The following is a 20,154-nucleotide window of genomic DNA, read 5'->3' as shown; positions in this document are numbered from 1 at the left end:
TCCATGATCCCTTTCGCCCGCCGGACACGGCGCGTATCGTGTGGAAACCAACGCGCCTTTGGGGGTGGGAAGTGGAGGCCCAACGTCTGCCGCTGAACCAGATGCGCGCCTCGGACACCGAGCGGGACCTGACGGTCGACCGCCTCGCGGTGGCGTTCTCCGAGGGCCGTCTGGACCACGAGGAGTACGAGCGCCGCGTGGGTGCCGCCCTGAGCTCGGTCCTGGTCGGTGAGCTGCGCTCCCTGACCGCCGACCTCCCCGAACCCGAGATCCCGGTGCCGCCGCCGAGAGTCCACCGCGAGCGTCGCCCCGACCCCGAACCGGCCGGTGGGCTGGTGCCCTGGGAGGAGTGGGGCGAGGAGTGGCGCTGGTGGCTGGGCGTGGCCGGAGCACTGACCGGGGTCTGGGGCGTGGCCAGCCTGCTCGGCGGCGAGCTGGTTCCGTACTGGCCCCTGGTACCCCTGGGCATCTGGGCCGCGGTCCTGCTGGCCTCCGCCATATGGCCCAGCGAGGAGACCCCTCCCTGACCCGGCGGTCGCCACCGTCGTCTACGGAGTTGCGGCCGGGTCTCTACCTCGCCCGGATGCAGCCGCGGCGCGGTCTCGGCCCCACCGTGTCCAGGCTGCGCGCGGTCACGACCCCACCCGGATCCACCGGCCAGGCACTGTCACAGCCACGTTCGTGACCGAGTCCAGGCTGCGCGCGATGACGACCTCGGCACGGCACGGCCACCGTCTGGTTCGTGACCGGAACCGGGATACCCGGTGGCGAGCTCGCCCGTGTCCAGGCTGCGCGCGGTGGCGACCTCGGCCCGGCACGGTCACCACCTGGTTCGTGACCGGAACCACGGCGGGGGCGTCCGCCCGAACATGCCAGGGCAGTCCCACCGGCGTCGGGTTGTCCACAGGCACGAGTGGCGCGACTGGTGCTGGCTCCGGCCGTGGGGCGATACTCGACATATCGGGGGAGCATCGCCTCCGCCCGCACGGTGCTGCCCGGGGCGGGATCAGCCCACGGCGTGCAGCCAGCGCACCGGGGCGCCGTCACCGGCGTAGCGGAAGGGTTCGAGCTCCTCGTCCCAGGAGCGCCCGGTGAGTCGGTCGAGTTCGGCGGCGAGGTCGGTGCCCTCTCTCGCCGCGGTGGCCATGGCGGCGCGCAGCCTGCCCTCGGGAACGAGCACCTCACCCGCGGCGCTGGTGACGGCGGTGAACACGCCGAGGCTGGGCGTGTAGCTGTAGCGCATGCCGTCGCAGCCGGGCGACCCCTCTTCGGTCACCTCGAAACGCAGGCGCTGCCATTCGTTGAGCGCGGAGGCCACGGCGGCCGAGGTCCCCGGCTTCCCCTGCCAGTTGAGCTCGGCGCGGTGATGGCCGGGGGCCGCCGGTTGCGCGACCCAGTCGAGTTTGACGGGTACTCCAACGACACCCGCGACCGCCCACTCGACATGTGGGCACAGCGCCGCGGGTGCGGAGTGGACGTACAAGACGCCACGTGCGGACACCGAACCTCCTGATACGAACGAGTGCGCTTCCCCGACGCCCTCGTACTACGAGAAGGTTGCATACCCGCCTGAATGCCTTTTGCCCCATTGTGCCCCAATGGCACCCTGAGAACCATCTCGCACGCTGGTATTTTCCAGCGTTCCCACCGCACCCGGGACACCCAGTGATTAGCGTGTGGCCCAGGCGGCGACAGGGAGTCCGATCATAGTGGGGGCGGATGTGCCAGACCAGACTCAAGAGGGCATCCAGTCTCCGGAAACCCTCGACAGAAACGCCCATCAGCACTGTTCAGGGTATGTTTCTACCACTTCTTTGCCGGTTCCGGCCACAACCGGCCCCGTCCCGGCGCCGTCTCCCGATCCGGTCGAGCCCAGCGACGCCGAACTCGTGCTGGGCGCCTGCCACGGGAGGGCGGACGCGTGGGAGGCGATCGTGGACCGCCACCTCGCCATGGTGAACGCCATCGCGCGCTCGTACCGGCTCCCGCAGCAGGACCGCGAGGACGCCGTCCAGACGGTGTGGCTCCGCCTCAACCAGCACCTGACCCGCCTCCACTCCCCGCACCGACTCGCCGCCTGGCTGCGACGGGCCACGCACACGGCCTGCGACCGCCAGCGGCGGCACCGGCAGCGCTTCGTTCCCACCGATCCAGTCGACATGGACGGGTACGCCCACGACCAGGACGACCCCGAACGCCGGTACCTGCACGAGGAACGGCACGCCGCGCTCCACCGGGCCGTCGACGGCCTCACCGACCCGGTAGACCGCCGGGTCGCACGCCTCTATCTCGACGACTCCCCCGACGCCGGACCGATCTCCCACCGGACCACCCCGAACCAGCGGCGGCACCTGATCCGTCAGCTCCGCCGCACCCTTCGAGCGAACGCAGATCCGAGCGAAAGGCGTGCGTGAACCGTGCGGAACGACCCAGACCCACGTCAGGACCGAGCCGGTCGGGCCGCCGCGCTGGCCGCCTTCGACCGCTCCTTCGACGGGGCCAGGATGGCCAGAACCGTCAGTGACACGGTCCCCTCCCCGGAGCAACCGCTCCAGCGCGACGAGGAGGGAACCACCCCGAGCGTGTTGACCTTCGACCTGGACGGTGTCCACCTGGACCTCCAGGTACGCGAACGCGGTGGGCAACGTGTCCTGTCCGGCCTGGTCAGGGGCGAGTTCGACCACGTGGACGTGCACCTCCGGCGCCCCGGCTCCACACTCCTCCTGTTCGTCCGGATGGACGGCCGCTTCGACACCGCCGTGCCCCCGGGGCCGGTGTGTCTGGTCGTGGAGTGCCCCAACCGCCCCCTGACGGTCACGGACTGGTTCACCGTCTGAGCCGGGGGCGCCGGACGACGAGGGGAGAGGGAATCGGCCACGGCCCGAACCCCGTTTGGTCCGTGTGCCAACTCGCCGTCACGTGTCCGGCTTCGCCCGGGTTCGTCATACTCCGCGATCGCCCGGTTATCCACAGGTTGACGCGGGCCACTCCCGCCCGGCCGGGCGCGCTGCTATCACTGGAGTTGACCGGCCCCCTGGTGAAAGAAGGCTGTCGGACGTGCTCCCCCGCGCAACGCCCGCCCGCTCGACCACAAGCCCTCCCCCGGACGACGACCCACCGTTCCTGGCCACCGGACGCGCACTGCTGGCGCAGGTCACGCAGGGCGTGAGGTTGGCTCAGGCCGGACGCTGCGACCAGACCCTGGTCCTCCTCAACGACTCCCGAAGGCGCCTGCGCGGCCACCCCGTCTCGGAACTCGACCCGGTGCTCCCCGGGCTCCTCACCGATCTCGGCCTGGCCCAGACCCTCTGCGGACACTTCGGTCCGGCCGAGGACCACCTCAACGAGGCGCTCTCCCTGGCCGAGGCGCGCCGCCTCCCCCTGCTCGGGCTGGTGGCCCGGCACAACCTCGGCTGCCTCGACCTCTACCGGGGCGACACCGACACCGCCATCACCACCTTCCACGACCTCGCGCACCAGATGCCCGACGACCGCCAGGGCCCGCTGCGGGTGGACCTGGCCGAGGCGCTGCTCTCGGTCGGCCTGGTGGAGGAGGCCGGGCGCACCCTGGCCGAGGCCACCTGGCACGCGGACGAGGACAGCACCGCGCGCGTGCTGGTGGAGGCCAAGCTCCGCCTCATGGAGGGCGACCACCCCGGCGCGCTCCACCTCACCCGGCGGATCCGCGCGGGCCTGGGCCCGGGTTCGCTCTGGACCGGCCTGGCCCGTCGGCTGGAGCGCGTGGCCGACGGTGCCGCGCGGTGCCGTGTGCCGGCCCGCCGGGCCAGGGACCTCCTGGAACTCCGTGTGCCCGCCGTGGCGCCACCCCTCGACCGGAAGCCCGCGGAGTGCGGAGGCGGCCGCGGGACCGGCCACCGGAACGCGTGGGACGTCGCCGGAAGGCGTGGTCTGCTCACGGACGCGCGTCGGGCGCTGGACCGTCTCTCCGAGCGCGGCGCCACCGCGCCCGGGTCCTGGCTCGGAACCGCTGACCGCGACCCCCACGTGCTCCGGGCCGGACTGGAGACCTCCCTGCTCGCCGGGGATCCCGCGACCGCCCTGGAGTGGGCCGAGCTGGGCCGCACCTGGGCCGAGGGCCTGACACCGACCCCGGAGACCGCCTCCGCGCCCAGGATGGCGGACCCGACCGGCCACTACCGCCTGGCCCTGGGACGCGGCGCCGGTCCCGAGGCCCACCACCACGCGCGGCGCTGGGAGTCCGCGCACTGGCGGGCGCCTCGGACTCGGCAGGCCTCAAGCGAACACCGGCTCCCGGTACTGGAGTCGCTGTTGGAGCGCCTGGAGGGCCGGGCGTTCGTCCACTTCACGGTGGCCGGATCCGAGGCCGTCGCCCTGGTCGCGGTGGCCGGACGCGTGCACGCGCGCGGTCTCGGGCCGCTGGTGCGGATCCGTCGGGCGCTCGGCAGGTTCGTCCACGAGCGGACCGTGCGGACGCATCCACCCGGTCGCTCCGATCCCGACCGTCCGGTGCCGGGCACGGCGGCGCTGGTCTCGTCGACTCTGCTCGGCCCGCTCCTGCCCCTGGTCGGGGACCGTTCCCTGGTGGTGACGGCCGCACCGTACGCGGGCGACCTGCCCTGGGGACAGCTCCCGGGCCTGCGCGGGCGGCCGGTGCGCCTGGTGCCCACGGCGAGGTCCTGGGCGGAACGACCGACCGTCCGGCCCCGCCGGGACAGGGTCCTGCTGGTGTGCGGACCGGAGCCGCGCAGAGCACGGCTGGAGGTGGCCGCCCTCGCCAGGGCCCATCCGGGCGCGCGGGTCCTGGTCCACGCGGGCCGGGACCGGATCCTCGACGCACTGGCCCGATGCGACCTCGCCCACCTGGCCGGGCACGGGAGCGTCGGCGACCGCACGCCCATGCTCGACCGGTTCGACCTGCGTGACGGGCCACTGCTGGCCTGCGACCTGACGGCGCTCCCCTCCGCTCCGGCGCTGGCGGTCCTGTCCAGCTGCTGGGGCGGGCACGGCTTCGGCGGCGCACCGGGGCGGCCGGGCGGGTTCGTGGGTGCCCTGCTGGCCCGGGGCACCCGCACGGTGGTGGCCAGTCCGGTGCCGGTGGACGACGCGCGGACCGAGGCGGCCATGCGTTCGTTCCACCGGGCGCTCGCGGACGGCGCCGAGGCGGCCGAGGCCGTGGCGGAGCACCTCGGCCACCTCGGCTTCTGCTGTTACGGGACCTGAGTGTCCGGGGCGCGGCGGTCCGTGTCACCGCCGCGCCCCCTCAGGTTCCTACCAACCGCGCTCGCGCCACTCCGCGAGGTGCGGACGCTCGGCGCCCAGGGTGGTGTCGCCGCCGTGCCCGGGGTACACCCAGGTGTCGTCGGCCAGCGCTCCGAAGAGCCGCTCCGACACGTCACCGAACAGCGTCTGGAAGTCCTTGTCGGACCAGGTCTTGCCGACCCCGCCCGGGAAGAGGCTGTCACCGGTGAACAGGTGGGTGTGGCCTTCGGGGTCGTCGTAGCGCAGGGCGATCGACCCGGGCGTGTGGCCGCGCAGGTGGATGACCGTGAGTGCGCTGTCCCCGACCGGGACCGTGCCGCCGTGGGCGACCGGCTCGTCCACCGACACCGGCAGTTCGTCGGCGTCGTCGGGGTGGGCGACCGTACGGGCGCCGGTCTGGCCGACGACCTCGGCCAGGGCCTGCCAGTGGTCCTGGTGGCGGTGGGTGGTGACCACGCGGGTCAGCCCGTCCTCACCGATCAGCTCCAGGATTCGGTCGGGTTCGGCCGCCGCGTCGATGAGGACCGCCTCGCCCGTGCTCCGGCAGCGGAGGAGGTAGGCGTTGTTGTCCATCGGGCCCACGGCCAGCTTGGTGATCGTCAGATGCGGTAGTTGGCGCAGGTCGGCGGGGCCGCCGACCTTGGTATCTCCGGAGTAGCTCACCCGACCATTGTGGCCTGTCGCGGAGAGCGTAGGAACCCGGGTGGGACACCCGGTGATTCGGGTGTCCCACCTCCGGGGCCGAGCGGCGGCGGGACGGCGTCAGCGGGCCCAGCGTGGCGGGCGCTTCTCGAAGAAGGAGGCGCGGCCCTCCGCCGCGTCCTCCCCGGCGAAGAACTCGGCGGAGAGCTCGCCCATGCGGGTGAACACCTCGGTGCGGCGGTCCGGGGCGGCCTGGGCCCCGCCGCCGAGTTCGCCCAGGAGTTCCTTGGTGCGGGACAGCGCGCTCGGGGCCGAGCCGCGCAGCCCCTGGAGGACGGCGTCCAACGCCTGGTCCATGTCGCGGTCGGGAACGGCCTGGGTGATGAGCCCGGCCCTGGCCGCGTCGGACGCGTCGAAGAGCTCCCCGGTGAGGAAGTAGCGGCTGAGCTGGCGCGAGTGCATGCGCGCCGAGACCGGGACGGAGATGATCGCCGGGACCACACCGATCCGCACCTCGGTGAAGGCGAAGGTGGCGCTCTTGGGGGCGAGGGCGATGTCGGCGGCGGCGACCAGGCCGATACCGCCCGCGCGGGCGGCGCCGTTGAGGGCGGCGATCACCGGCTTGGGACCGCCCATGATCTGCTCGAAGATCTCGGGGAGCTCCGGTGCGGGTTCGACCGGGGCCCCTTGGAGGGCCGCGCCGACCTCCTTGAGGTCCGCGCCCGCGCAGAAGACCGGGCCGCTGCCGGTGAGGACGACGCCCCGGACGTCGTCGTCGGCCATGGCGGCGGAGAGCGCCGCGGAGAGCTGGGAGCGCAGCCGCGCGGAGAGGGCGTTGCGGTTGCGCGGGGAGTCGAGGGTGATGGTGGCGATGGCCCGGTCGACGTCCGACCGTACGAGGGGGGCGTCGTCCGAGGGGTTCGGGGGCGTCGGGTGCTGCGTCATCGCGGGCTGACCTCTCTCCGTTGAACGCGCGCGGAGGCCACGGCGTCACTGGCGGCGGTACGCGCGGCGGTCCCGGGCCACGCCCACCGACGACGAGTCTGCCGGGTCCGTGTTACGGGCGAGCGCGCTGGTGTTACGTGCACCACACGCTAGCGCTCACGCCCGCCGGGGCTCCCACCCGCCCCACGGAACCACCGACGAGGCGCCCCCACAGTGAGGGGGCGGACAGCGGACCCGGCTGGGAGAGCGGGGGACCCGCCGTGCGGAACCCGGTTCATGGGAGCACCGGCTGGCTGGTTCGTGGATGGGGACGGGGTTCGCCCACCGGGTCCCGGCCGCACCGGACCGACCGACACCGGATCCCGGAGGGATGTCGGCGGCGGGCTTGGGCTGGCCGTTGACCACCCTGCGCCCAACCGGAAGACGTCCACGCCCACGGCGTGGATGGTGGTGGCCAGGTCGCCTATGGCCAGCGGCTGCGCCCCCTTCAACGGACACGGCGTGGAACCCGTGTTCCGGCGCCTCGACGCGGACGGGGCCGGGGCGCCCCTCCGAGGAGGTCGCCCCGGCCCCGCCGGGTGTGCTTCGGGCGTGTTCGCCGTGTCAGCGCCGCGTGGTCGCGGCGGACAGCGCGTCCGCGAAGTGCAGCATGGTGGTGACCGCCTCCGCGCCGTCGGCCGCCTCGCTCACCCTCAGGGTGAGCGGCTCCGCAGTGAGGGCACCCGTGTATCCGTGGTCGAGCTCGCAGCTCTCGTCCGCGCAGGAGGCCGGTTCGAGGTCGATGTGCGCGACCGCGCCCCAGTTCACCGAGAGGTTCACGCTGAGCACCAGCTCGCTGGGCAGGCTGCCCGGCGTGTACTGGGCGGGGTTGGGAACCACCCGGGTCAGCGCCACCGACTGGATGTTGCCCAGCTGGATGCTGTCGGTCGTGGTGGAGGCGTGCGAGGTACCGCCGGGTTCGGTGGGCGGGTGCTCGTCGGTGTGACAGACGACGAGGCGGGTGGCGGTCAGCAGCATGACGGTGATGTGCCGACGCATCTCCATGGCCGGGTCGAAGGTCGCCTCATGGTGCACGATGAACGCCTCGGCGTCCTCCTCGCCCAGGGTGGTCGCGACGGCGTCGATCACCAGAGCGGGGTAGTAGCCGCTCCGCTCGATCTCCAGGCGCCAATCCGTGGACACGGCACGTGTTTTCCTCATACCTCTATCCTGCCCCCTTCCGGCGACACTTCGCGACCGTCCGCCGAAACGTGAGACCCATTCCCTGATCAGAACGTCACCCCGCGCAGACGGCGCGGTCCCACGTCGGGGCGCACCTCGGGGGCCTCGCGCAGCCACATGCGGGCGCCCAGGACGTGCGCTCCGGTGGCGTTGACCAGAACCGGGTCCAGGTCCACGTAGCCGATCTCGGGGAAGGCCTCCACGAGCCGGGACACCCGGATCAGCAGTTCCTCCAGGGCCTCCACGTTGGGCTGTTCGGCCAGCGAGGTGGCCCCTGCGGGCAGCCCGAACAGCAGCGGGGCGGCCCGCACCGCGTGGATGAGGTCGGCCGCGTCCATGTCGGTCAACGGCGCCAGGCGGAAGGCGCGGTCGTCGAGCAGCTCGGCGGTGACGTCCGCCAGCCCGAAGGAGACCACCGAGCCGAAGGACTGGTTGTCGCCCGCGCGCACCACCGTGGGCACGCCGGGCGCCGCCATGCGCTGGACCACCAGCTCCGCCTCGCCACCGAAGCGGTCCTCCAGGGACAGGTAGGCGCTCCGAACGTCCTCGGGGGTGCGCAGGTCGGCGCGGACGAACGTGCCTCCCGCGCGTACCCGCAGGTCGGGGGCGTCGGCCTTGACCACCGCGGGGTAGCCGAGCTCACCGGCGGCGACCACGGCCTCCTCGGCGGAGGTCACCTTGATGTCCGGGTAGGCGGCGATGCCGTAGCAGGCCAGGAGGTCGCGGGCGTCCTCGGAGGAGATCGCCGTCTCCTCGTCGTAACGGCGCTCGCCACCGAACCAGGCGACGTCCTCGTCGGTCGGCCCGGCCTTCTTGAGCGCGCGGCCGATGGTCGCGCGGGCCCGGGCACGGTCGATGTCGGGCAGCTCGGGGTGGCGTCCGGGCTTGCGGTTGCGCCACTGGGCGTACCGGGTGGCGTGGGCGACGGCGCGGACGGCGTCCTCGGGAGAGGGGTAGGAGGGCACCGATCCGTGCAGGGTCTGCCCCTGGTCACCGACGTGCCGCAGCTCCTCGGGGAGGCCCTGGCGCGCGAGGTAGGTGGTGACGATGGGCTTGTCCGAGTCCAGCGAGCGGGCCCGCAGCACGCGGGCGACGTCGTCACCGATGGGGTGCAGGGCCGGGACGAAGACCACCACGATCGAGTGCACGTCCTCGGCGGCCTGAGCGGCCCGGATCGCGGTGTCGAAGTCGTCGGCGGTGGCCTGCGGACCCAGGTTGACCGGGTCGTGCGGCTTGAGCCCCTGACGGACCGCGGCGTCCTTGACCAGCAGCTCCAGGGAGTCGGAGTTGCCGATAATGCCCACGCGCGGCCCCTCGGGCAGCGGCTGGTAGGCGAACACCTGGGCGGCGTCGAACATCTGCGTGATGTCGTCCACGCGCACGACGCCCGCCTGCTGGAACAGGGAGGTGACGGCGTAGTCGGGCAGGGCCAGGCCACCGGCGGCGTGCCCGGTGGGGGTGGTCCGCGCGGAACCACCGCTGCGTACGGCGACGACCGGCTTCTGCTTGGCCAGGCGCCGGGCCAGGCGGGTGAACTTGCGCGGGTTGCCCAGGGACTCCAGGTACTGGAGGACCACCTTGGTGGCGGGATCCTCCTGCCAGTACTGCATGAGGTCGTTGCCGGACACGTCCGCGCGGTTGCCCGCCGAGACGAAGGTGGACAGGCCCATGCCGCGTTCGGCCACCCGCTGGAGGATGGCACGGCCCAGGGCACCGGACTGGGAGAAGAAGCCGATGGGTCCCTGCGGCGGCAGGTCCGGGGAGAGGGTGGCGTTGAGCGAGACCGTGGGGTCGCTGTTGGCGATGCCCAGGCAGTTCGGGCCGACCACGCGCATTCCTGCGGCGCGGGCGGTGCGCACGAGTTCGTCCTGACGGGCACGCCCCTCGGGGCCGACCTCACCGAACCCGGAGCTCACCACGATCAGCCCGTGCACGCCCTTCTCGGCGCACTGTTCGACCACGTCGACGACGGTGTCGGCGCGCACGGCCACCACGGCGAGGTCGATCTGGTCGGGGATGTCCAGGACGGACGGGTAGGCGCGCACGCCCACGACGGCCTTGGCCTCGGGGTGGACGGGGTAGACGGGGCCCTGGAACTCGCCGCCGAGCAGGTTGCGCAGTGCGGTCTGGCCGATGGTGTGCGCCGTGCGGCTCGCGCCGATGACGGCGACGGACTCGGGGAAGAGCAGGCGGGCGATGGAGCGCGATTCGGCGCGCTGTTCGCGGGCCCGCATGACCTCCGTGGAGTCGTCCGTGGGCTGGAGGTCGAGGGTGAGGCGGATGACGCCCTCGTCGAAGGTCTGCTGCGCGGTGTACCCGGCCTCGCGGAAGACGTTGATCATGCGTCGGTTCTCGGGCAGGACGTCCGCGATGAAGCGGCGCACCCCGCGTTCGCGGGCGGCGGCCCCGATGTGCTCCAGGAGCACCGAGGCCAGGCCCCGTCCCTGGTGCCCGTCCTCCACGACGAAGGCCACCTCGGCCTCCTCGGGGGCGACCTTGTCGTACCGCACCACGGAGACCATGGAGTCGGAGATGGTGGCGACCAGGGCCACGCGGTCCTCGTAGTCGACCGTCGTGAAGCGTTTCACGTCCCGGTCGGAGAGCTTGGGGTAGGGCGCGAAGAACCGGTAGTAGATCGTCTCCGGTGAGAGCCGGGAGTGGAACTCGCGCAGCAGGTCGGCGTCGTCAGGGGTGATGGGGCGCAGGTGCGCGGTGCCTCCGTCGGTCAGGACGACGTCGGCTTCCCAGTGGTTCGGGTAGGACTGCACGACAGCGAGACTAGACGACAATCGGTCGAATTCGGGGAAAGTCCATGCGGGGTCACCGAAATCGACCCCTCAGACAGGCCCCCGACGGGCCTCCGACGGGAGCCGGGTACCCTCCCGTACTCGCGGTGACGGGTGCGTGTGTCGTGGACGTTCCCGGGTTCCGGTTCCTCGACGCGGCCGGGGTCCGCGCCCTCGGAGTGTGCCCGACCCCCTTCCGGAGACGGACGGGCGTCCGAGATCACGCCGAGTGCGGATAGTCTTCCTGGGTGGGTCGAAAACCCCTGTGCGCAGGGCCTCACGACCCGCGGCGGCCCCTGCGTGACCGCGTGTCCCGGGCGCTGTCAGTTCGTTACCCGACACTGATCGTTAAGCTGTTAACGTCGTGCGGGCACAGATTCTCAAACCCTCGGTGGTGGCTGGCGAAATGACTCGAGTGGTCGTGATCGGTGATCTGATGACCGATGCCGTCGCGCGCGCGTTCCACCCGTTGGCCCGCGGCAGCGACACTCCGGCGTCGGTGATCATGTACGGCGGCGGTTCCGGGGCGAACATCGCCTCGTGGCTCGCGGTCGAGGGCACCGATACCACGTTCGTCGGTCGTCGCGGCTCGGACATCACCGGGCGCACCCGCGAGATGGAGCTCATGGGCTACGGCCTGGACTCCCGCATGGTGATGGACCCCGAGCGCTCCACCGGCACCTGCGTGGTGATGATCACCCACCGGGGCGACCGGACGATGCTGAGCGACCCCGGCGCCAACGCCCGTCTCCAGCCCGAGGACCTGCCCCGCGACGTGTTCGGCCCCGACGGCCACCTGCACGTGTCCGGGTACACGCTGATCAACTCCGACTCCCGCCGCGCGGCCCGGGTGGCCCTGCGCATGGCCCGGGAGAGCGGGATGTCCATCTCCGTGGACGGCGGCTCGCACGCTCCGCTGGAGCGCGCGGGGGCGGAGAACTTCCTCGACTGGACGCAGGGCGCGCGCCTGTTGTTCGTCAACGTCGACCAGGCCCGGGTGCTCACCGGCCGGGACGACGCCGAGGCCGCCGCGAAGGTGCTCACCGCCTGGTTCCCCAACGTCGTGATCAAGCTCGGCGAGGAGGGTGGGCTGTGGGCCTCCAAGACCCGCGAGGACTGTGTGAGGGCCCCGGCCGAGCCGGTGGACCCCTCCCCCGGTTCCGTCGGCGCCGGTGACGCGTTCATCGCCGGTTTCCTCCCCGCGTGGCTGACCGGGCGGCACCCCAAAGAGGCGCTGGGCCGGGCCAGCAGGCTGGCCGCCCGCGCGCTGCACCAGCCGGGCGCCCGCCCGGATCTGGGTGAGGGCGAGCCGGTGCGCCGTGGCGCGCCCCGAGGCCAGCGTCTCCGCTAGACCGTCGGTTTTCCGAGACCCCGCACCCCAGGGTGACGGGGTCTCGTCATGCCCGCCCCGGGGGCCCGGCGGCCCGCCAGGAAGACCGGTGGGCGCCCCGAGGGCCTGCCTCGGCCGCACCGTGTACCCCGCTCTGGCGGACCGTCCAGCACCCGGGCGGGCGGACCGCCGGACTCTGCTGCCCCGTGAGCGTGGATCCCCGAGGGCGGGGCGGGTGCCCGGCTGGGACACCCGCACCCGGGCCTCCGGGTCACCCGCCCGTGGTGGACAGGGTCAGCGGCAGCACCTCCGGGGCGCCCGCCTTGCGCAGCAGGGCGGCTCCCACGGTCAGGCTCCACCCCGTGTCGGCCTGGTCGTCCACCAGCAGGATCGGGCCCGGGGTGTCTCTCTGAAGGTCCTCCACCCGCTCGGCCAGCGCGGGATCCACCACCAGCGCGTTGTACACCTGCTCCAGGCGCATCGCGCTGTTGTGGCGGCGGGGCCCCGGGCCCGTGGGGGTCCGGTAGGACAGGGAGCCGAGCGGCGTGAGACGGCCGAGTTCGGAGATCCGGGCGGCGAGGTCCCCCACCAGGGTCGGGCGGGAGAGCGAGGGCATCGCGACCACCCCGACCGGGCGGTTCTCCCATCCCCAGGCGGCGAGCACACGCACCACTCCCTGGAGGACACGCTCGTCCACGGGGGTGTCCGGGGCGTCCTCGGCGAAGATACGGCGCAGCTCGGTACCCCAGCCGATGTCGGTGAGACGGCCCAGGGCACGCCCCTCCCCCGCCCGCAGGTTCTCCGGGATCTTGCCGGACAGGCCCACCCCGAGCGTGTTCATGCCGGAGGGCCACTGGCGACGCGGCGCGAGGGGCGTGCCGGGCCGGTCCAGGTGGTCGGCGGCGGCCTGACGGCGGCCGGTGTCGACGTCGGTGGTCCAGTACTGGCCGGTGCACACGTCGCAGCGGCCACAGGGTTCGGCGGCGGGGTCGTCGAGCTGTCGGCGGAGGAACTCCATCCGGCAGGTGTCGGTGGAGACGTAGTCGAGCATGGCGCGCTGTTCGCGTTCCCTGGCCGCGCTGACGGCGGCGTAGCGCTCGGCGTCGTAGGTCCAGGGCTCACCGGTGGCGGTCCAGCCGCCGCGCACCCGGCGCACCGCCCCGTCCACGTCCAGCACCTTGAGCATCTGCTCCAGGCGGGTGCGACGCAGGTCCACCCGGGTCTCCAGGTTGGCGGTGGACAGGGGCTTGTCGGACTCCGCCAGGGCCTGGAGGGTCTGGCGAACGGTGTCCTCCGGGGGGAAGGACAGCCCCGCGAAGTACTCCCAGATCCGGACGTCCTCGCGGCCGGGCAGGAGCACCACCTCGGCCCGTTCCACACCGCGTCCCGCACGGCCGACCTGCTGGTAGTAGGAGATCGGTGACTGCGGGGCGCCCAGGTGCACGACGAAACCCAGGTCGGGCTTGTCGAAGCCCATCCCCAGCGCGCTGGTGGCCACGAGCGCCTTCACCCGGTTCCCGAGGAGGGCGTCCTCGGCCAGCCTGCGCTCGTCGGGGTCGGTCTGCCCGGTGTAGGGCAGCACCTCCAGGCCCTGTTCGGTGAGGAAGCGGGCGGTCTCGGCGGCGGCGCTGACGGTGAGCGTGTAGACGATGCCCGATCCGGGGATCTTGGGCAGGTGTTCGGCCAGCCAGCTGAGCCGCGCGGTGGGGTCGGGCAGTTCGGCCACGCCCAGGCTCAGGCTCTCGCGCTCCAGGCTGCCGCGCAGGACCAGGGTGTCGGCCCGGTCGGCCCCGGCCTGGAGCTGTTCGGCCACGTCATGGGTGACGCGTTCGTTGGCGGTGGCGGTGGTGGCCAGGACCGGGACCCCGTCGGGCAGGTCGTGCAGGAGGGACCGGATGCGCCGGTAGTCGGGCCGGAAGTCGTGGCCCCAGTCGGAGACGCAGTGCGCCTCGTCGATGACGACCAGGCCCGCCCCTGCGGCGAGTTCGGGCAGGACGCGGTCCCGGAACTCGGGGTTGTTGAGCCGTTCGGGGCTGACCAGCAGCACGTCCACCAGGCCCTGGGAGACCTCAGCGTAGGTGGACTCCCAGGCGGTGGTGTTGGAGCTGTTGATGGTGCGGGCGCGGATGCCCGCGCGCTCGGCGGCGGCGATCTGGTTGCGCATCAGCGCGAGCAGCGGGGAGACGATGACTGTGGGGCCCGCGCCCTCGGCCCGGCGCAGGGCGGTGGCCACGAAGTACACCGCCGACTTGCCCCAGCCGGTGCGCTGGACGACCAGTGCCCTGCGGTGCTCGGCGACCAGGGCGTGGATGGCGGTCCACTGGTCCTCGCGCAGGCGGGCGGACTCGCCGGCGAGGGCGCGCAGGTGCCCCTCGGCGCGTTCGCGCAGGGCGCCGTCGGCGGCGGCGGCGGAGAGGGCTGGCTCGGTGGTGGTCGGCGCGTCGGGGACCGGGACGTCAGGCTGGGTGGGAGTGGCCATGACTCCTTGGTACCAGAGGCCGTGGGGGTGGACGCGGTTATCCACAGGTGACGCTCTCCCGGGGCGCCCCCGAGCACGGGTCGGCGCGTCGGCCCCGTGTGCAAGCTCTCAGCGGATCCGCCCCACCGGGCTCCTCGGCGCCGTGCGTACGGCCCGCGGCCGCCCGGGCGTACCGAGGCTCGCGCCAGGTGCGCGGTGCCTTGGCCGTACGGCCCGCGGCCGCCCCGGCGTACCGCCGCCCCTCCGCCGAAACCCGGGAGGACGGTGGTAACAGAATGGGAACTTTCCCGTTATGTGGCATTGCGCTCACCGAGTGTCACCTGAACACTCGACGCCAGGGCTCGGGCCCTCACGATTGGGAGCGCTCCCGAATCCGGCGGCTCCCTTGAGAGAAGCACGAAAGGCAGACGATGGCGCAACCACGAGGCCGCCCCACCAGCGGCTTCCTCCCCCGTTTCCCCCGACACGCGCACCCGCGGCCCCGGACCTCCCTCGGTCTGCTCGCCGCCGCCTCCGCCCTCGTGGTCGGCGGCGCGACCCTCGCGGTCACCGGCGCCACCTCCGCCACCCCGGTCTCCGCCGAGGGCGCGGCCGAGGTCCCGGTCGGCTCCGGCAGCTACACCAGCACCCGCCCCGAGGGCGCCTCGGGCCCCTCCGACCTCAACGGCAGTCCCGTCTCGCCCAAGGTCACCGACGACCACACCGGTCCGGCCCCCACCAACGAGTGGTGGTCCTCGCTGATCTTCCAGCGCTACCCCGACAACCCCCACGGCGAGAACCTCTTCGCCCACCCCCTGAGCTACAACCCCCACGAGGGCGGCCTCGACATGGGCTACCCCGACTCCCACCAGATGGTCGGTGACGACCTCAAGTACGAGTACACGGCCGTCTCCGACCTCACCCTGGGTGCCGCCGGACTCGACTCCCCCGACACCCGCACCGCCGACAGCGGCGACTGGACGGTCACCGCCCACTGGGAGGGCGGCGGGGCCCAGCTCCGGGTCACCATCGGTCAGGGCCTCCCCTTCGCCTACGCCGAGACCGAGGGCGCCGGGGCCGAGGTGACCTTCTCCGGCACCCCCGAGATCTGGCACGAGGACGGCTCCACCGTCGGCGCCACCGTGAACGGCAGGCACTACGCCCTGTTCGCGCCCTCCGACGCGCCCTGGTCCGTCTCCGGTGACACCCTCACCGCCGACACCGGCGACGACGGGTACTACTCGGTGGCCGTCCTGCCCTCACCCGAGGACCTGGACGCCTTCGCCCCCTACGCCCACTCCTTCGTCACCGGCTCGGTCGTGGAGTACGACTACGACGAGGCGGCGTCCTCCCTCACCAGCACCTACCGACTGGAGACCGAGGCCAGGGAGGGCGAGGAGACCGGAACCCTCACCGCCCTGTACCCCCACCAGTGGGCCAACGTCACAGGCGACCTCACCGACCTCGCCTACGCCTCCCCCCGAGGCGAGATGAAGGTCTCCGAGGGCGCCTCCTTCACCACCGAACTCACCACGCAGGGCATCATGCCCAGCCTGCCCACCGTCGACGGTGCCGACCACGACCGGCTGGCCGCCCTGATCGACGACGTCCTCGCGGAGGAGGAGCTCTTCCCCGAGCCCGGCGACACCTACTGGGACGGCAAGGCCATGGGCCGCCTCGCGCAGCTCATCCCCATCGCGGACTCCATCGGCCACACCGAGGCCCGGGACGAACTCCTCTCCCTGGTCCAGGGGCGCCTGGAGGACTGGCTCACCGCCGGGGGCACCCGTCAGTTCCACTACGACGAGGAGTGGGGCACGATGCTCGGCTACCCCGACAGCTTCGGGGCCGCCACCGAACTCAACGACCACGACTTCCACTACGGCTACTTCGTCTCGGCCGCCGCCGTTGTCGCCCGCTACGACCGCGACTGGGCCAGCGAGGACGCCTGGGGAGGCATGATCCGCCTGCTCATCCAGGACGTGGCCGGAACCGACGGGGACATGTTCCCCCGCCTGCGCTCCTTCTCCCCCTACGCCGGGCACGGCTGGGCCTCCGGCCACGCCGGGTTCGCCGCCGGCAACAACCAGGAGTCCTCCTCCGAAGGCATGCACTTCGCCGCCGCCACCGCCCACTTCGGCGCGCTGACCGGCGACGAGGAACTGCGCGACCTCGGTGTCTACCTGCACACCACCCAGGCCTCCACCATCGCCCGCTACTGGCAGAACGCCGGCGGGGACACCTTCCCCGAGGACTACCCCGAGGACGTCGTGGGCATGGTCTGGGGCGACGGCGGCGACTACCGCATCTGGTGGGACGGCGGCCACGAGGAGCACTACGGCATCAACTACCTGCCCATCACCGCTGGCTCCCTCTACCTCGGGTACGACCCCGAGCACGCCGGGGTGATCTACGAGTCACTCGTGGACAAGCTCGGCGGGGAGCCGGAGATCTGGCGGGACATCCACTGGGCGCACCGCGCGCTCTCCGACGGTGACGACGCCCTGCGGATGTTCGAGGAGCAGTGGCAGACCTACGAACCCGAGGCGGGCGGCTCCAAGCCGCACACCTACCAGTGGGTCTCCACCCTCGCGGAGTTCGGCACCGTGGACGTGTCCGTGACCGCCGACACCGCCCACTACGCCGTGTTCGACAAGGGCGGGACCAGCACGTACACCGCCTTCAACCCGGGTACGGACCCGCTCACCGTCACCTTCTCCGACGGCACCTCGCTGGAGGTCCCCGCCGGGGAGACCGCCGTGACCACCGGCTGACGGCCCCTCCCGCCCCTCCTCCGCACGCCCTCCCGTGACCGGGTGTGCGGAGGAGGGCGCGCCCGCGACACGCGAGTCGTGTTCTCCGTCCCCGGGTCCTCCCGGGGACGGAAAACCGTGTCGAAGACGGTGCGAAACCCCCCAGTCGCGCGACTCACACACGCCCAACCACGCGCCCCCGTACGTTTCAGTCCCTGGCACAGGCCAGAATTACGGACATGGCCCGTACTACTTCCCGTCCCCCCGAGGATCTCGCCGAGAAGATCATCGACATCGACGTCTCCGAGGAGATGCGCGGCAGCTTCCTGGAGTACGCGTACTCGGTGATCTACCAACGTGCTCTGCCCGACGCGCGTGACGGCATGAAACCGGTCCAACGGCGCATCCTGTACCAGATGAACGAGATGGGCCTCCGGCCCGACCGCGGCCACGTCAAGTGCGCCCGCGTGGTCGGGGAGGTGATGGGTCGGCTGCACCCCCACGGCGACTCCGCCATCTACGACGCCCTGGTCCGACTGAGCCAGTCCTTCGCCATGCGCGTGCCGCTGGTCGACGGCCACGGCAACTTCGGCTCCCTGGGCGGCGACGACGCCCCGGCCGCCATGCGGTACACGGAGGCCCGGCTGGACAGCGCCGCCGAGCTCCTGGTGTCCTCCATCGAGGAGGACGTCGTCGACTTCAAGCCCAACTACGACGGTCAGGAGACCGAACCCGAGGTCCTTCCGGCGGCCTTCCCCAACCTCCTGGTCAACGGCGCGTCCGGCATCGCGGTGGGCATGGCCACCAACATGGCCCCGCACAACCTGGGCGAGGTCATCGCGGCCGCCCGCCACCTGATCGCCAACCCCGAGGCCACCCTGGACGAGCTCACCGAGTTCGTCCCCGGCCCCGACCTGCCCACCGGCGGCACCATCGTCGGCCTGGACGGCGTCCGCGACGCCTACCGCAAGGGCCGCGGCACCTTCAAGACCCGCGCCACCGTCGCGATCGAGAAGGTGTCCGCGCGCCGTACCGGCCTGGTCGTCACCGAGCTGCCCTACAGCGTCGGCCCCGAGAAGGTCATCAGCCGGATCAAGGAGCTGGTGCAGTCCAAGAAGCTCCAGGGCATCTCGGACCTGAAGGACCTCACCGACCGCAACCAGGGCCTGCGCCTGGTCATCGAGCTCAAGAACGGGTTCAACCCCGAAGCGGTCCTGGAGGAGCTCTACCGGCTCACGCCGATGGAGGAGACCTTCGGCATCAACAACGTGGCCCTGGTCGACGGCCAGCCCCAGACCCTGGGCCTGCGTGAGCTGCTCGAGGTCTACGTCAACCACCGCCTCGACGTGGTGCGCCGCCGCAGCGAGCACCGCCGCAAGAAGCGCCAGGAGCGGCTGCACCTGGTCGCCGGCCTGCTCGTCGCCCTGCTCGACATCGACCGGGTCATCGCCCTCATCCGTGAGGCCGACGACACCGCCGCCGCGCGCGAGTCCCTGATGGGCGCCTACGACCTCTCCGAGATCCAGGCGCGCTACATCCTCGACACCCCGCTGCGCCGCCTGACCCGCTTCGACCGGTTGGAGCTGGAGACCGAGCGGGACAAGCTCGACCTGGAGATCGAGGAGCTCACCTCCATCCTGGAGTCGGACAAGAAGCTGCGCCGGGTGGTCTCCAAGGAGCTCAACGACGTCTCCAAGAAGTTCGCGACCCCCCGCCGCACGCAGCTGCGCGAGAGCGACGGGGTGGCCCGCGCCGCCGTCATCCCGCTGGAGATGGCCGACCAGCCCTGCCACGTGCTCCTCGGCGTCGACGGCCACATCGGCCGCACCAAGGGCGCGACCACGCCGCGCGTGTACACGGGCCTGCGCGCCAAGCACGACGCGGTCGAGGTCTCGGTCCCGACCACCTCGCGCTCGGACATCGGGTTCGTCACCGACCTGGGCCGGATGATCAGGGTCCCGGTGGTGGAGCTGCCCGAGCTGCCCGCCGACGGCGACGGAGAACCCGAGCGCCCGCCGCTGGCCGCCGGTCTGGGCGTCGTCGAGTTCGTGCAGCTCGACGAGGGCGAGCGGGTCGTGTCGATCGTGTCCATGAACACCTCCGGGCCCGGCTTCGTCGTGGGTACCGTCGGCGGTGTGGTCAAGCGGGTCGCCCCCGACTTCCCGCCGAACAAGGACGACTTCGAGATCATCTCGCTCAAGGACGACGACCGCGTGATCGGCGTCACCCAGCTGTCCACCGGCGAGGAGGACCTGGTCTTCATCACCTCCGAGGCCCAGCTGCTGCGCTTCTCGGCCTCCACGGCCCGCCCGCAGGGTCGTCAGGCGGGCGGCGTGGCCGGTGTGCGGCTGTCCGAGGAGGCCCGCGTGCTGTGGTTCGGCGCGGTGCCGAGCCCCGAGGACTCGGTCGTGGTGACCGTCTCCGGCGGCGGCGACGCGCTGGAGAGCACCCTGCCCGGGTCCGCCAAGGTCACCCCCTTCGCGGCCTACCCCTCGAAGGGTCGGGCCACCGGCGGGGTGCGCTGCCACCGCTACCTGAAGGGTGAGGACACCCTGACGTTCGCGTGGGTGGGACGCGCCCCGGCCCGGGCGTCACGAGCCGACGGAAAGCCGGTTCGCCTGCCGGACCTGACCGAGCGTCGGGACGGCTCCGGAGAGGCCCTGACCAGTGCCGTCGTCACGGTCGGCAGTGGTCGGACCGACTCCGGAATCGCCCCTCCCGGATCCGGGGCCTGAGTTTCACGTGAGCCGTGCGCACGGGTGTGCTTATCTGTGTGCA

13 protein-coding genes are annotated in these 20,154 nt (G+C 72.3%); 7 read left to right on the top strand and 6 right to left on the bottom strand.

Features of this window, described 5'->3' with window-relative positions; genetic code table 11:
* Nucleotides 1-71: 71 nt before the first annotated feature.
* A complete protein-coding gene (locus AC0VYL_RS07390) occupies nucleotides 72-527 on the top strand; it encodes a DUF1707 SHOCT-like domain-containing protein (protein WP_475460615.1) in 456 nt (151 codons plus the stop codon).
* 479 nt (nucleotides 528-1,006) lie between these two features.
* Here AC0VYL_RS07390 and AC0VYL_RS07385 read toward each other — a convergent pair whose 3' ends face one another.
* The gene (locus AC0VYL_RS07385; protein ID WP_475460613.1) at nucleotides 1,007-1,501 is read right to left on the bottom strand and encodes a DUF3145 domain-containing protein; all 495 of its coding nucleotides are present in this window, start codon (nucleotides 1,499-1,501) and stop codon (nucleotides 1,007-1,009) included.
* A gap of 313 nt (nucleotides 1,502-1,814) precedes the next feature.
* Here AC0VYL_RS07385 and AC0VYL_RS07380 point away from each other — a divergent pair, with 313 nt between their 5' ends.
* The 3 genes from AC0VYL_RS07380 to AC0VYL_RS07370 all read left to right on the top strand — a co-directional run bounded on the left by AC0VYL_RS07380 (nucleotide 1,815) and on the right by AC0VYL_RS07370 (nucleotide 5,202).
* Nucleotides 1,815-2,414: an RNA polymerase sigma factor gene (locus AC0VYL_RS07380; RefSeq protein ID WP_475460611.1), complete on the top strand. Its 600-nt coding sequence runs from the start codon at nucleotides 1,815-1,817 to the stop codon at nucleotides 2,412-2,414.
* Nucleotides 2,415-2,417: 3 nt separating this feature from the next.
* Nucleotides 2,418-2,837 (top strand): carboxypeptidase regulatory-like domain-containing protein, encoded by a 420-nt coding sequence (locus AC0VYL_RS07375; RefSeq protein ID WP_475482675.1) that lies wholly within the window; start codon nucleotides 2,418-2,420, stop codon nucleotides 2,835-2,837.
* Between the two features lie 220 nt (nucleotides 2,838-3,057).
* Nucleotides 3,058-5,202 carry a CHAT domain-containing protein gene (locus AC0VYL_RS07370; RefSeq protein WP_475482674.1) on the top strand — a complete coding sequence of 715 codons (2,145 nt, stop codon included), beginning with the start codon at nucleotides 3,058-3,060 and terminating at the stop codon, nucleotides 5,200-5,202.
* Between the two features lie 48 nt (nucleotides 5,203-5,250).
* On the opposite strand, the gene AC0VYL_RS07365 is transcribed toward AC0VYL_RS07370, so the two are convergent.
* From AC0VYL_RS07365 to AC0VYL_RS07350, 4 genes are all read right to left on the bottom strand, one after another.
* On the bottom strand, nucleotides 5,251-5,904 hold the full coding sequence (locus tag AC0VYL_RS07365; protein WP_475460605.1) for an MBL fold metallo-hydrolase: 654 nt from the start codon (nucleotides 5,902-5,904) through the stop codon (nucleotides 5,251-5,253).
* Between the two features lie 99 nt (nucleotides 5,905-6,003).
* Entirely contained in the window at nucleotides 6,004-6,828 is an 825-nt protein-coding gene (locus tag AC0VYL_RS07360) for an enoyl-CoA hydratase-related protein (RefSeq protein ID WP_475482673.1), read from the bottom strand.
* Between the two features lie 603 nt (nucleotides 6,829-7,431).
* Complete coding sequence (locus AC0VYL_RS07355) at nucleotides 7,432-8,010, bottom strand: DUF5998 family protein (protein WP_378735365.1); 579 nt, start codon at nucleotides 8,008-8,010, stop codon at nucleotides 7,432-7,434.
* An 86-nt stretch (nucleotides 8,011-8,096) separates the two neighbouring features.
* Nucleotides 8,097-10,817 (bottom strand): bifunctional acetate--CoA ligase family protein/GNAT family N-acetyltransferase, encoded by a 2,721-nt coding sequence (locus tag AC0VYL_RS07350; protein ID WP_475460602.1) that lies wholly within the window; start codon nucleotides 10,815-10,817, stop codon nucleotides 8,097-8,099.
* 433 nt (nucleotides 10,818-11,250) lie between these two features.
* On the opposite strand from AC0VYL_RS07350, the gene AC0VYL_RS07345 reads away from it, so the two are divergent.
* Complete coding sequence (locus AC0VYL_RS07345; protein ID WP_475462969.1) at nucleotides 11,251-12,186, top strand: carbohydrate kinase family protein; 936 nt, start codon at nucleotides 11,251-11,253, stop codon at nucleotides 12,184-12,186.
* 250 nt (nucleotides 12,187-12,436) lie between these two features.
* On the opposite strand, the gene AC0VYL_RS07340 is transcribed toward AC0VYL_RS07345, so the two are convergent.
* Nucleotides 12,437-14,644, bottom strand: coding sequence for a RecQ family ATP-dependent DNA helicase (locus tag AC0VYL_RS07340; protein WP_475482672.1), 2,208 nt, complete (start codon nucleotides 14,642-14,644; stop codon nucleotides 12,437-12,439).
* A gap of 410 nt (nucleotides 14,645-15,054) precedes the next feature.
* On the opposite strand from AC0VYL_RS07340, the gene AC0VYL_RS07335 reads away from it, so the two are divergent.
* Together AC0VYL_RS07335 and AC0VYL_RS07330 are read left to right on the top strand one after the other, a co-directional pair.
* Entirely contained in the window at nucleotides 15,055-17,397 is a 2,343-nt protein-coding gene (locus tag AC0VYL_RS07335; protein WP_475482671.1) for a glycosyl hydrolase, read from the top strand.
* Between the two features lie 218 nt (nucleotides 17,398-17,615).
* A complete protein-coding gene (locus tag AC0VYL_RS07330) occupies nucleotides 17,616-20,111 on the top strand; it encodes a DNA gyrase/topoisomerase IV subunit A (RefSeq protein WP_475460596.1) in 2,496 nt (831 codons plus the stop codon).
* The last annotated feature ends 43 nt before the right edge of the window (nucleotides 20,112-20,154 follow it).

Source organism: Nocardiopsis sp. iso_238 (genome assembly GCF_056173325.1).
Note: the sequence above shows the minus strand (reverse complement) of the source record. Positions and strands in the feature narration are given on the sequence as shown.

What these genes read in the sequence shown, in the direction of transcription:
- AC0VYL_RS07360 (WP_475482673.1), bottom strand. Translation starts at nt 6,828, where the DNA reads ATGACGCAGCACCCGACGCCCCCGAACCCCTCGGACGACGCCCCCCTC.
- AC0VYL_RS07340 (WP_475482672.1), bottom strand. Translation starts at nt 14,644, where the DNA reads ATGGCCACTCCCACCCAGCCTGACGTCCCGGTCCCCGACGCGCCGACC.
- AC0VYL_RS07335 (WP_475482671.1), top strand. Translation starts at nt 15,055, where the DNA reads ATGGCGCAACCACGAGGCCGCCCCACCAGCGGCTTCCTCCCCCGTTTC.
- AC0VYL_RS07330 (WP_475460596.1), top strand. Translation starts at nt 17,616, where the DNA reads ATGGCCCGTACTACTTCCCGTCCCCCCGAGGATCTCGCCGAGAAGATC.